This window comes from Rhodopirellula maiorica SM1, from assembly GCF_000346295.1.
Classification (GTDB): Bacteria; Planctomycetota; Planctomycetia; order Pirellulales; family Pirellulaceae; genus Novipirellula; species Novipirellula maiorica.
The window spans coordinates 1-12330 of record NZ_ANOG01001020.1 but is presented as its reverse complement, the minus strand read 5'-3'; the positions used below and the strand labels follow the sequence as shown (position 1 = coordinate 12330).

Genomic DNA, 12330 nt, shown 5'->3' with positions numbered 1-12330 from the left:
GTTTGATGCCGTGGATGACGGCGATCGAAAACGTGCTGTTGGGTGTCGATCAAGTTTATCCGCATGCGACCAAGAAACAGCGTCACGATTTGTCGGCGTATTATTTGTCGCTCGTCGGCTTGGGCAACAACCTACGCACACGAGCATCGGATCTTAGTCAAGGCATGCAACAACGCGTGGGAATTGCCCGCGCGTTTGCATTGAAACCCAAAATGCTGTTGCTTGACGAGCCGTTTGGAATGCTTGACTCGCTAACCCGAATGGAATTGCAAGAGATTCTGCTTGAGATCCTGATTCGCGATCAAGTCACCACGATGATGATCACTCACGATGTCGACGAGGCTCTGTTTATGAGCGACCGCGTCGTGATGATGACCAACGGCCCGCGAGCAACGGTCGGTGCTATTTTTGACATTCCGTTTGATCGCCCACGCGTACGCACCGAAGTGCTCGAGCATCCCGAGTACTACGATTACCGAGAAAAACTGCTCTGTTTCCTAGAGGAACAAGACCACAAGAAGTTGAAACAAGACGTCGCCAAGCATGAAGCCAAGAAGGCTGAAAATGTGAACGAGGAGGACTCGGTATGTGCTTAACATTGCCCCGTCAACTCTCCAACGCATTCTTATGCGACGTTCGCACCTACGATGTCCACGACAACCGCTGCGTCGACAACGAAGGCGAATCGGAACTCGATCGATTGGCAATCGAATGTCTGCAAAGCGGAACCGCTCGGGTGGTGACATTGCAGCAAGAGAACGCCGTCGCGGCCCTCGCGTTTCCGGTCTTTCGCAACGAAACCATCGTTTCAATCGTCGTCTTGGCCACCACGGCCGTTGACCAAACACCAGGCGTATTCGAAGTATGGTCGCCGGTGGGCATCTACGAGGAAGTCGCATTAAGCTCGGGATATTACGGTCATCTCGCACGTTTCCAAAACGTTTCGTCCTTCATCCGCTTTGAAAAGGGCTCGGGACTTCCCGGACAGGTCTGGAATTCATTGCGATCGATCATCCACAACGATCTCGCCAACCACAGCGGTTTTTTACGTGCCGCCGGTGCAAGCGCAGGCACACTGGAAACCGCAATCGGGATTCCGGTTGCTGGCGAGAACTACGTCGCCTCCGTGTTGTTGATCAGCAGCAACGTCGCTCCGATGGCACGCGGTTTTGAAATTTGGCGAGCGGATGCCGATGGAGGTTATACGCTTGAATCAGCCAGCTACCCCGACCCCCAGATCGAACTGGCGATCGGCACGTCCATGCCGGCAAATTCGGGCATCCCGGCGTTGGCGGATGAACACAACGGAGCCACCGTGACAGAAAACCCGACGATTTTGCGATCGGGCCGACAATTCGACGAAGACGCCACACCGATCCAAGGTTGTCTTGCCATTCCATTTTATGAATCCGACGCCATCACCAGCGTTACTGTGTTGTTGTTTTAATCATGGCCATCGCACTCCCTATCGTTCAGTCGTCACCTGACTTGGTCGAGCAATTGCTGGCCGAGCAGCAGTCGCTTTCGGCTGTGGAACAATTTAGTTCCACCCATGACAGCGAAGCGAGTGCAGCTCCGGCGCAAGCACGCTATTACCGCAGTCTGATGCCGGCGTCACCCCCGGCACCTGGACAACAATACTCGTTCGACGTTGACTTGGACCAATGCAGTGGCTGCAAAGCGTGCGTGGTCGCGTGTCACACGATGAACGGATTGGACGAAGACGAAAGTTGGCGGCGAGTCGGGACGCTGACGATCGGTGAACCCGAAACGCCGCGTATCCAACACGTTACGACCGCCTGTCATCACTGCGAAGACCCAGGATGTTTAAATGGATGTCCGGTCAAAGCCTACGAAAAGGATCCTCAGACAGGCATCGTCCGTCACTTGGACGACCAATGTATCGGTTGCAAATATTGCACGATGATGTGCCCGTACGAGGTGCCTCAATACAGCGAACGTCTGGGGATTGTCCGTAAATGCGACATGTGTCACCAACGTTTGTCTGCCGGCGAAGCTCCGGCATGTGTGCAATCATGTCCAAACGAAGCCATCTCGATCGTGGTGGTTAATACCGCCGAAACCGAATTCGCCTCGGATGACCGCATTGCAGCGGGTGCGCCGGTATCGACGATTACGAAACCGACGACGAACTACCGCAGCGAATACGGTAGCGCCACGAAAAACGCAGCACCTCAAGACATCGGGGTGGACCATGTGGCCGAAAGCCATTGGCCATTAGCGGTGATGTTGGTCGCCACCCAAGTCTCGGTGGGGATGATATTTATCGAGCGTTTAGCCGCGACATTGGCCTGGGTTTCAGGTCACGATCACTCCGTCATGGCCACGCGATCGATTTTACTGGCCGCACTGCTGATTGGCGGCGTTGGACTGAATATCGCATCGCTGCATCTGGGTCAACCGCTGCGAGCTTGGCGTGTCTTTTTAGGTTTAAAAACGAGTTGGCTCAGTCGCGAAGCGGTTGTGCTTGGCAAATATGTCGGACTGCTAACCGCCGCCACGGCACTGTATTGGCTGCCGGTTTTTAGCGATTACATACCTCAATCAATTCAACAGTGGATTCCCGCTTGGGCCGCAAGTTTGACATTGGTGATGGCGATCGTCGTCGGAGCAGCGGGGCTGTTCAGCAGCGCGATGATCTACATCGCGACCCGCCGCCAAATTTGGAGAAGCTCGCGAACGTTGATTCGTTTTATGGGAACCGCGGTAGTCGCCGGAGCAATCGGTGTACTGCCGCTATTGATCCTGCAGGGTGAAAGCCGTTTCATTTCTGTGGCGATCACGATGTTTGCATTGATCACATTGGCCAGCAAAGCGGCCTGGGAATGGAGCGTGCATTTGAATCCCAACGGACGTGGGGATGCCTATGACCGTCGCTCACGTCGCTTGGTGCGTCAATCGCTTTCACGGCTTGCACGCTATCGGATGCTGGCGGCCAATACGAGTTTGGGGCTGTTATGTGTTGTCGCAGCGGCGACGTTCGTTTCGCCTTGGACCGCGGCGGCGTTTGCCATCGCTGCTGGTTTGATTGCCATTGGCGGCGAGATTGCCGAACGGCTGCTGTATTTCATGAGTGTTGTTTACGACCGGATGCCAGGAACGTTCCGATGATTCAGCCCACGCCTAACACGAGCGGAAAGTCCCCGCGATCGCTGCTGCCCAAACTGCTGCGTAAGCACGATGGCAAAATGACGCGTGAACTGCTGTTGCATCCGGGAGACCACGGGCTCGGGATGACCCACGAGTCGATGCAAGCGGACGCCACGACGACGGCGGTATGTGGATATTGTTCGACCGGTTGCGGATTGCGACTTCACTTGCGTGACGATGAAGCCGTCGGTCTTACACCGGAAACAACGTACCCAGTCAACCTCGGCATGGCTTGTCCCAAGGGCTGGGAAGCACTGCGAGTACTTGACTCCGAGGATCGTGCAACCGAACCGTTGATCCGCACCTCGGACGGCAAATTTGCCCTAGTGTCATGGGATCATGCACTGCGTCTGTTCACGACTCGGATGAAGGGGATCCAACGCCAACACGGCCCCGATTCGGTCGCGTTCTTGAGCACCGGACAAATCGCATGCGAAGAGATGGCTTTTCTCGGTGCGTTGGCCAAGTTCGGAATGGGAATTAAACATGGCGACGGCAACACCCGCCAATGTATGGCGACGGCCGCAACAGCTTACAAAGAATCGTTTGGATTCGATTCGCCGCCATTCACCTACGACGATTTCGAGCAAAGCGATTGCATGGTCTTCATTGGTGCGAATCCTTGCATCGGCCATCCGATCATGTGGGAACGGGTGCTGCGAAACCAGAACAATCCTGAAATCATCGTGATCGACCCTCGTCGTACCGAAAGTGCGATGTCGGCGACTCAGCATTTGCAAATCCGTCCCAAAAGCGACCTCGCGTTGCTGTATGCGATCACCAACCACCTGATCGCGTGCGAATGTGTTGATCGTAAATTTATCGACCAACACACCGAAGGCTTTGAAAAGCTGTGCGAGCACGTCAGCGGATTTACTCCCGATGCAGTCGCACCGATGACGGGAATTTCGGCCGATGCGATTCGTCAAACCGCCGAAACGATTGGGCGACGAAAAGCGGTGTCGCTGTGGTGGACGATGGGAGTCAACCAAAGTTACGAAGGGACACGAACGGCACAAGCGATCATCAATATTGCCTTGATCACCGGCAACATCGGCCGTCCGGGAACGGGGGCTAACAGCATCACCGGCCAATGCAACGCCATGGGTTCACGATTGTGGAGCAACACCACCAACCTATTCGGACACCACGATTTCAAAGACTCGGCCGATCGCGAAAAGGTCGCCTGCAGTTTGGGAATCGATCCTGAATGTATCCCGACCGAACCGAGCTGGAGCTACGACGGGATCATGGATGGGATTCGTCGCGGTGACATTCGCGGATTGTGGGTCATTGCAACCAACCCCGCACACAGCTGGATTCATCAAAGCGAGGCACGCAACCTGCTTGATCGGCTCGATTTCCTTGTCGTTCAAGACATGTATCACAACACCGAAACGGCTCGACATGCGGATTTGATATTGCCCGCAGCCGGCTGGGGTGAAAAGTCGGGCACGATCATCAATAGCGAACGTCGCTACGGTGTGCTGAAGAAAGTACGCCGAGCCCCAGGCAAAGCGTTGGCCGATTTCTATATCTTTCGCGCGCTGGCATCGTACTGGGGCGTCGAGGAGATGTTTTCCGAATGGTCCGACCCCGAATCCGTGTTTCGCATCATGCAACGGGCGAGCGAAGATCAACCTTGTGACATCACCGGCATCGAAGGCTACGAACAAATTGATCGCTGTGGTGGCATCCAATGGCCATGGACCGAAGCGGATGCCGAAGGCGATTTCCAACCTGAACAACAACGTCGCCTGTTCGCCGATGGCCGGTTCTATCACGACGATGGCCGAGCTCGCTTGGTGGTCGACGACGTGACTCCGATGCCCGAAGCCCCCGACGCGGAGTATCCGACTCTGCTGATGACCGGCCGCGGCACGGTTAGCCAATGGCATACCCAAACCCGCACAAGCAAAAGCCCCGTGCTTCGCAAGCTTTATCCCAACGAAGCGTACATCGAGATCAACCCTAAAGATGCGGCTGCGATGGAGATTGCCAACGGCGACCAAATCCGTGCTCAGTCACGTCGCGGCAGCCTGCTTGCGACGGCCATGGTGACACCTACGGTGAAGCCAGGGCACGCTTTCATGCCAATGCATTATGAAGCCACCAATCAATTAACGCTGGGACACTTTGACCCCCACAGCCGACAACCCAGTTACAAAGACTGTGCCGTAAGGATCGAACGAGCATGAGTGAGAAACCCTTTAGCGAAGAGCAACAACAATACATCGCCGGATTCGCGTTCGGTGCCGACGTGGCACGCGCGGTCAACCGATTGCCGATGGTCAGCAATTGTGTATCCGGCCCGTCGGAGAATTCGATCACCGTCGGCGGAGGCGCGACAACGGTCAACGGCGAAGCACTGCCGGTCGGTCCCGAACGGATCGCACTGCAAGCCCAAGCGGACTGCATTGCGGCTGGTAAAAAACTCTGCAAAGAAGAGAAGGCCAAACGTGCCAAAAACCCACTGGACATGTGGGACGAAATTCAAGCTCGGTCCGATGCTAACGAATTCCCCAAAGGCGACGACGTCTTTCTGACCAAATTCCATGGTTTGTTTTTTGTCGCTCCCGCCCAGAACAGCTTTATGTGCCGGATGCGATTGCCCGGTGGCGTCTTGCATTCGTGGCAACTGCGGGGATTGGCCGACCTATCCGAAAAATCCGCGGGCGGTTTCGTCGACGTGACCACACGAGCGAATTTGCAGCTTCGTGAAATTCCGGCCGATCATGCGATGAACATTCTGTATGGACTTCGCGAACTCGACATCATCAGCCTTGGTTCAGGCGGCGATAATATTCGCAATTGCACCGCCAGCGCTCTATCGGGAATCGATCCTAGCGAACTGATTGAAACGATTCCTTTTGCGAAACGGATGCACCATTACATCCTCAATCACCGAGAAATGTATGGATTGCCGCGAAAATTCAATATCGCGTTCGATGGAGGCGGCAGCATCAGCGCGCTCGACGACACCAACGACATCGGGTTCCATGCGGTGGAGGTGAGCGAAGATGCCGCCAGCGAATCGTTGCCCGCCGGTGTTTATTTTCAATTGACGCTCGGCGGTATCACCGGGCACAAAGATTTCGCGCGTGACACCGGCGTTTTATTGCGTCCCGAAGAGTGTGTGGAAGTCGCCGGAGCGATCGTTCGCGTGTTTGTCAAACACGGTGATCGCACCGACCGCAAGAAAGCCCGGCTGAAATACGTACTGGATGATTGGGGTTTCGAAAAATTCATCCAAGCGGTCGAAACAGAGATGGGGTGCGAACTGCGAAAAGTCGACTCGAATCTCGTTTCGATCCCTGACCACGAAGACCGCCAGGCACATGTGGGCGTCCATCCACAGAAACAAACCGGCCGTCAATACATTGGCGTGGTGTTGCCGGTTGGCCGCATCAGCAGCGATCAAGTACGCGGTCTTTGTGACATTGCCGAGACCTACGGTAACGGTGAAATCCGTTGTACCGTGTGGCAAAACGTCTTGATTCCTCATATCCGAGACGAAGACGTCGAGGCGGTAAAAGCGAAGCTAGATTTGATGGGGCTTAGCTGCGATGCCAGTTCGTTTCGTGCTGGATTGGTCGCTTGCACCGGAAGTGCCGGTTGTAAGTATGCAGGGGCCGATACCAAAAAGCACGCGATGATCATCGCGGAGACACTTGAATCGCAGTTCGAACTCGATCAACCCATCAATATTCATGTGACCGGATGCCACCATAGTTGTGCTCAGCACTACATCGGCGACATCGGGCTGCAGGCATGTCAAGTCGAGCAAGGCGATGACATGGTCGACGGATACCACGTCAATGTGGGTGGCGGTTGGGGGTCCCGCAAAGGGATCGCCCGATTGCTGTTTGAATCGGTGGCATTCACGGACATCCCGGCATTGATCACGGCGATCGTCGGTGGCTATTTGCAGGGACGCAACGACAACGAATCGTTCGTCGATTTTGCTCGACGAACCAGTGACGATGATCTCAAAGCGTTTGCCGTCAGTTGCGTTTGAAGTGACGTGACAGCGGTCATTATTGAATAAGAAATCTCCCTCTCCTTTCAGAACCGAACCATGAGTAGCTTGATTCCTGATAGCGCGCCTTTTTCTCAAGAACAGCGTGCTTGGCTGAACGGTTTCTTCGCCGGCATGATGGGCATTCAGTCCGATACTCGTCAGAGCGAAGCTCTCACCGCAATGGGCTTTTCCAGTGAAACCGTCACGACACCAAGCGCTCCGGCCGAAGAGGAAGAGGATTTCCCCTGGCACGACGATTCGCTGCCGATCCTGGACCGAATGAGTTTGGCGGAAGGCAAGCCGCTAGACCGAAAATTGATGGCCGCGATGGCACAGCTCGACTGTGGGTCGTGTGGCTATGTCTGCCAATCCTATAGTGAAGCGATTGCGTCCGGAGCCGAAACGAATCTATCGTTGTGCAGCCCCGGTGGCAAAGAAACGAAGCAGATGATCAAGAAACTGCTCAAGGAAGAGGGCGGTGCCGAAACCAACGGCGTGGCAGCCGCACCCGTTGCAAAGGAAGTCCCCGGATCATCACGAAACGCTCCCTACACCGCCAAACTGCTTGTGTCGCGTTGTTTGAACAAAGAAGGATCGGCCAAGGCAGTTCATCACGTCGAAATCGACTTGGCAGGATCGGGAATCAAGTACGAAGTCGGCGATGCCCTCGGCGTCTGCCCATCGAATTGCAGTGATTTAATTAGCGAGATTCTGACGCGAATCGAAGCCGACCCGAACGCCGAAGTGGCCACGCCGCTCGGGAACACCAAACCGATCGTGTTGGGACTGCAAGAAGATTGCTGCTTGAAAGACCCCAGCGACGAGCTGCTCGAAGCACTGATCAGCCGAACGGCGGACGAAGCCGCCGAGCAAACGCTCTCCACCATGCTCGAAGACGGCGTGCCCGATGGCTTTGACGTACTGGACACACTGAGTTTGGCCAGCGACGTGAAATTGACCGGTTCCGAGTTGATGGAAATGCTCGAACCACTGAATCCACGTCTGTATTCGATCGCCAGCAGCATGAGGGCGGTTGGCGAACAAGTTCACTTGACCGTTGGCAAGGTACATTACGAGCGTGAGGGACGCATTCGCAAAGGCGTCGCCAGCACGATGTTGACCGATCGCTTGGACGCGGGTTCGTCGCTGCGGATCTTTACGCATGCGAATCACACCGGTTTCACCGTCCCGAGTGACCCCAATGTTCCGATCATCATGGTCGGTCCCGGAACCGGCATCGCGCCGTTTGTGGCGTTCTTGCAAGAGCGCGTCGCCACCGATGCGAGCGGTAAGAATTGGTTGTTATTCGGCGACCAACATCAAGCGTATGATTTTCTGTACGAAGAACAATTGCAAGGCTACGTTGAATCGGGAAATCTACAACGGCTGGATACCGCGTTCAGTCGCGATGGGGACAAGAAAGTCTACGTCCAAGACCGGATGCGAGAAAACGGCGCCGAATTGTTTCAGTGGCTCAGCGAAGGTGCTCACTTCTACGTGTGCGGCGACGCGTCGCGAATGGCAGCCGACGTTGATCGAACGTTGAAGCAAATTGTTGCCGAACATGGCAACATGACCGCAGAAGAGGCCGACCAGTACGTCACGAATCTATCGAAAACAAAACGATACGTCCGCGACGTCTACTAGCGAAAATGTCGCCCGACGTCGCCGACGTCGGAATAAAACAATGTCGCCCGGCGTCTCCGACGTCGCAATACATGCACAGGCAGCTCGGACATCGAGGGACGTCCGGCGACACCGCAGCCTTAGCGGGCGTACAACAGCATTGTCAGATCATCGGGTTTGCCAGGCAGCTGTTCATCGCTACCGCTCATCCGTTGGCTGGCGGTTTGAACCAGTTGCTGCATGCAGCTGATCGGCTTGCCACTTTTCATCGTGGCAACGACTTCGGACAAATGCATGTTGTCGAACAATCCGTCGCTGGCCAAGATCACACGGTCACGCGCGGCCAATTGACGCGACGGCCCGACTTCGATGTGCATCGTTTTAGATCCGACCAAATTCGAAACGACATGACGATCGTCATGCGTCATCGCAGCGGCCTCGTCCAACATGCCTGATTCGATCGCATAGCCCACTGGCGAATGCGAAGTCGATTTCCACTTTAGCGATCCTCGTTGGCCTACGATCATCGTCATCGAATCACCGACGGTGTAGGCGCGAACGCGGCCTTCGACCATTTCAACGACCGACAACGTGGTAGCCGCTCCGATACCAAGATCTAAGATTTCGGTGTTGGCTTTCTCGATCCCATCCAGGATCGCAGGCCGTAGATCCGCATCGGGATCCGACGCGGCGACCATTTCTGCGATACAGTGCACCGCGATGGCCGATGCCTTGTAACCCAGCGGGCATCCGCCTACTCCGTCGGCCACGGCCATTACCATCGCACCCCCAGCCGTGCGAATCACCACCGAACTATCATCGTTGGGTTCGATTTTGCCCGGACACCTCCGCGAAATCGAAATTACCGATCCCGACGGCATTGGCAGCGAGCAGGGTTCGCTCATGTCGCTTTCAATGCAGAACTCGAGCAGCGTTTCGGGAATAGTGGACAGCATGGTCGGCGGAATCATGACCCACCCGCAGGTGGAGGGGGAAAGAATGAGCGTGTATCTAATTCTAGCCCGTGACTCGGTTCCGACGAGAGAAGCGGATCGCTTTCAGCCGAGTTTGTTCAAACATCGATAGCATTTGAGGCGCATCCCGATAACGATGGCGGGGGTTAACTTCGAGTGATTTGCGGATTACAGCGATTAAATCACCGTGAGCACGCCGGCGAAGCTGCGCAGCCCCCTCAAGTGGCCATTCAAAGGGGTATTCAGGCCACTTACCCGAAAAGATCCTATAAGCGATCAAACCGATCGAAAAAACGTCCGATCGAGTCGACGGTTTCCCCATCGCCTGTTCCGGAGCCATGTGTCCAAGCGTTCCCGTCCCTGAACCGCTGATCGTGGTCTGAGCCGCTTTGGCGATCCCAAAGTCGCCTAATCGAATCACATTGTCTTCGAACAACAAAATGTTCTCGGGCTTGATGTCACAGTGAATGACTCCTTGCTCGTGCGCGTACGCAACCCCTTCCAATAGCTGGCTAACATAGTCAAACGCCAACTCGAAACCGATCCGTTTCTGAATTCGATCGGCCAACGTACGTTCCCCCATCGGCGACACGATTACGAAATGGCCTTCGATAAAGGCGGCGTCCCGGATCGGCAAAATGTTGGGATGATCCAACTGGACCGTCAATCTCGCTTCGCGGCGAAACTCTTCGAGCAATTGGGGAGAAACCAATTCCGGAGAGGGAATCTTCAATGCCACCTTGATCCCAAGCAAGGTATCAAACGCAGCATAAACGGTCGCAAATCCTCCCGCGCCAAGCCGTCTTTCAATTCGATACTTTCCAAGTCGCGTACCAACGCGGACAGGAGACTTGGGTTTGGTGTGCATGAAAGACGTGAGGCGGTTTTGGGAGCGAAATAAGAAAGGAATCGTGCGGCGTGATCGATCATGACATCCGATTGAGTCCTCAGCGAATGCTTCGATTATTGTTAGCGACCCACGACACGGAAAGACGTCGCCAAGAGATTTCTCGATTCGGCAGTCAATCGGGCGATCTTGTGGCGGGGGGCAGTCCAGCACATCAAGTGACGGCACGCAGCGACCGTTTCACAGATACCCCACGCAACAATCATCTGCACGCGTAAAGAGTGTCCGCGAAATCGCGGCGAGCGTCAAATCAATCCGCCACCATTTCGCCAAGCGTCGCATCGAATCGCTCGGGATCGACGTTCACGTCGCCATGATGCACGCACTGCTGAGGATCCACGCGTTGGGCTAGTGCATAGTAGTAGTCCAGTCGAGCAGCCGAAGCGAGCGAAAAGTAGCAGTTCGGTGTCTCTTGGACGGCGTCTCGGATCTCGAGCACGCGGCTTCGCGGTTTCATCATCATCATATTGGTCAGCCCAGCACCGTGATTCGAAACGAGAAATTTGGCGTTGGCCGCGACTTGAACCTGGACTCGCCAATCATGTTGCTCGGCCGTAAAAACGGTGAATCCGTGTTTCTTTAGCACCGGCAAAATCGCTTCTTCGTTAGCAACACGCCGCCGTGTTGCCATGCTGCGGCTAATGTAAACCCGTTCGCCAAATGAATTGGCCACCGCTTGGTCCTCGGCCGTCGTCGATTCGTCCAAATAGCGACTGAACCGCTGGTACATCTGCTGAATGATCGGTTGGCTGTGATTGCCCGTCACGGCCACATGCGACGGTAAAATCAGGTTATGACACAACACTCGCTCGAATCGCTTCAAGAAACGGACTTCGCCAAGCCCAAACGGAATCAAGCTTTGCCGCATGTAGGCGTGCTTGCGATATTTGTAGGGTAACAGCAGCGTTACCGTCGACAAATCATGCGACTGGGACGCCATTTCCAAGCGGGGCAGTGCATCGCACATCCAGTGGTAATAGCCGCAAGACCAGTTATCGGTGATCCATATCGTAGGGGACTGGATGACCGAGCGTGATTGAATCAAACGCTCCGCAGCGGCCCGCAGATGCCCTCGTTCACGACGCCACGTTTCGGCATGCGCCGGCGTCACAAAACTCTCTTGCAGATAGCGTCCCTCGTGACGCAGTGGACCTCGGCCAAACGCCTCAACCCCGCGCAATCGTTCGATCGAAGCGGGCAGGATCTCTTGGTACCGACACGAGGCAAAGATCGGGAGGTCGCTGGAGCGTAGGTTTTTGGGAAAATGACGGACACTGGTGTGTAGTGGCAGGGTGATTTCGAGAGTGCCCATCCGTGGTTCCCATTGAGAAAAGAGTGTGTCAGAGAGGGAAAATCGCCCCGAGTTCTCGCCTCGGGTGCGTCCAACACCCTTGGGTAGCAAATCGTCCGCAGCAAAGTCAAGCTGAAAAAATGGAGATGGAATCCGCTCGCGAAGCTTACGTTCTTGCTTTATGTCGCGTATTTCTTCAGTTTCGCACGTTTACCAAGCTGCCCCACATCCCGATGTAGACCACCACCACTGCGAGCGTCACCAGGGCGATTCGCTGCGCCGCAGCAGGTTTCTTGAGCTCGGCGATCATGGCGATGCTGAACACGATCGTGACGCCGAC

At 55.2% G+C, this 12330-nt stretch carries 10 protein-coding genes; 7 read left to right on the top strand and 3 right to left on the bottom strand.

Annotated elements, in window-relative coordinates; translation table 11 throughout:
• From RMSM_RS33050 to RMSM_RS33025, 6 genes are all read left to right on the top strand, one after another.
• On the top strand, positions 1 to 596 hold a 596-nt coding region (locus tag RMSM_RS33050), incomplete at its 5' end, for an ABC transporter ATP-binding protein (protein ID WP_040770784.1).
• A complete protein-coding gene (locus tag RMSM_RS33045; protein ID WP_008708027.1) occupies positions 587 to 1447 on the top strand; it encodes a GAF domain-containing protein in 861 nt (286 codons plus the stop codon). The genes RMSM_RS33050 and RMSM_RS33045, both read left to right, overlap by 10 nt.
• 2 nt (positions 1448 to 1449) lie before the next feature.
• Positions 1450 to 3132, top strand: a complete 1683-nt coding sequence (locus RMSM_RS33040; RefSeq protein WP_008708025.1) for a DmsC/YnfH family molybdoenzyme membrane anchor subunit — start codon at positions 1450 to 1452, stop codon at positions 3130 to 3132.
• Positions 3129 to 5369, top strand: a complete 2241-nt coding sequence (locus tag RMSM_RS33035; protein WP_008708023.1) for a molybdopterin oxidoreductase family protein — start codon at positions 3129 to 3131, stop codon at positions 5367 to 5369. The genes RMSM_RS33040 and RMSM_RS33035 overlap by 4 nt, the downstream gene beginning before the upstream one ends.
• Entirely contained in the window at positions 5366 to 7189 is a 1824-nt protein-coding gene (locus tag RMSM_RS33030; protein WP_008708021.1) for a NirA family protein, read from the top strand. The genes RMSM_RS33035 and RMSM_RS33030 overlap by 4 nt, the downstream gene beginning before the upstream one ends.
• 60 nt (positions 7190 to 7249) lie before the next feature.
• Positions 7250 to 8839: a sulfite reductase subunit alpha gene (locus RMSM_RS33025; RefSeq protein ID WP_008708019.1), complete on the top strand. Its 1590-nt coding sequence runs from the start codon at positions 7250 to 7252 to the stop codon at positions 8837 to 8839.
• A 119-nt stretch (positions 8840 to 8958) separates the two neighbouring features.
• Here the strand turns inward: RMSM_RS33025 and RMSM_RS33020 are convergent, their stop codons facing one another.
• Entirely contained in the window at positions 8959 to 9774 is an 816-nt protein-coding gene (locus tag RMSM_RS33020; RefSeq protein WP_144058134.1) for a PP2C family protein-serine/threonine phosphatase, read from the bottom strand.
• Positions 9775 to 9835: 61 nt separating this feature from the next.
• Positions 9836 to 10660 (bottom strand): serine/threonine-protein kinase, encoded by an 825-nt coding sequence (locus RMSM_RS33015; protein WP_008708015.1) that lies wholly within the window; start codon positions 10658 to 10660, stop codon positions 9836 to 9838.
• A 50-nt stretch (positions 10661 to 10710) separates the two neighbouring features.
• Between RMSM_RS33015 and RMSM_RS33010 the strand changes: the two genes are divergently transcribed.
• The gene (locus tag RMSM_RS33010) at positions 10711 to 10917 is read left to right on the top strand and encodes a hypothetical protein (protein ID WP_008708013.1); all 207 of its coding nucleotides are present in this window, start codon (positions 10711 to 10713) and stop codon (positions 10915 to 10917) included.
• 32 nt (positions 10918 to 10949) lie between these two features.
• Here the strand turns inward: RMSM_RS33010 and RMSM_RS33005 are convergent, their stop codons facing one another.
• Positions 10950 to 12011 carry a glycosyltransferase family 61 protein gene (locus tag RMSM_RS33005; protein WP_008708011.1) on the bottom strand — a complete coding sequence of 354 codons (1062 nt, stop codon included), beginning with the start codon at positions 12009 to 12011 and terminating at the stop codon, positions 10950 to 10952.
• Positions 12012 to 12330: the final 319 nt, after the last annotated feature.

What these genes read in the sequence shown, in the direction of transcription:
- RMSM_RS33045 (WP_008708027.1), top strand. Translation starts at nt 587, where the DNA reads ATGTGCTTAACATTGCCCCGTCAACTCTCCAACGCATTCTTATGCGAC.
- RMSM_RS33040 (WP_008708025.1), top strand. Translation starts at nt 1,450, where the DNA reads ATGGCCATCGCACTCCCTATCGTTCAGTCGTCACCTGACTTGGTCGAG.
- RMSM_RS33035 (WP_008708023.1), top strand. Translation starts at nt 3,129, where the DNA reads ATGATTCAGCCCACGCCTAACACGAGCGGAAAGTCCCCGCGATCGCTG.
- RMSM_RS33030 (WP_008708021.1), top strand. Translation starts at nt 5,366, where the DNA reads ATGAGTGAGAAACCCTTTAGCGAAGAGCAACAACAATACATCGCCGGA.
- RMSM_RS33025 (WP_008708019.1), top strand. Translation starts at nt 7,250, where the DNA reads ATGAGTAGCTTGATTCCTGATAGCGCGCCTTTTTCTCAAGAACAGCGT.
- RMSM_RS33020 (WP_144058134.1), bottom strand. Translation starts at nt 9,774, where the DNA reads ATGCTGTCCACTATTCCCGAAACGCTGCTCGAGTTCTGCATTGAAAGC.
- RMSM_RS33015 (WP_008708015.1), bottom strand. Translation starts at nt 10,660, where the DNA reads ATGCACACCAAACCCAAGTCTCCTGTCCGCGTTGGTACGCGACTTGGA.
- RMSM_RS33005 (WP_008708011.1), bottom strand. Translation starts at nt 12,011, where the DNA reads ATGGGCACTCTCGAAATCACCCTGCCACTACACACCAGTGTCCGTCAT.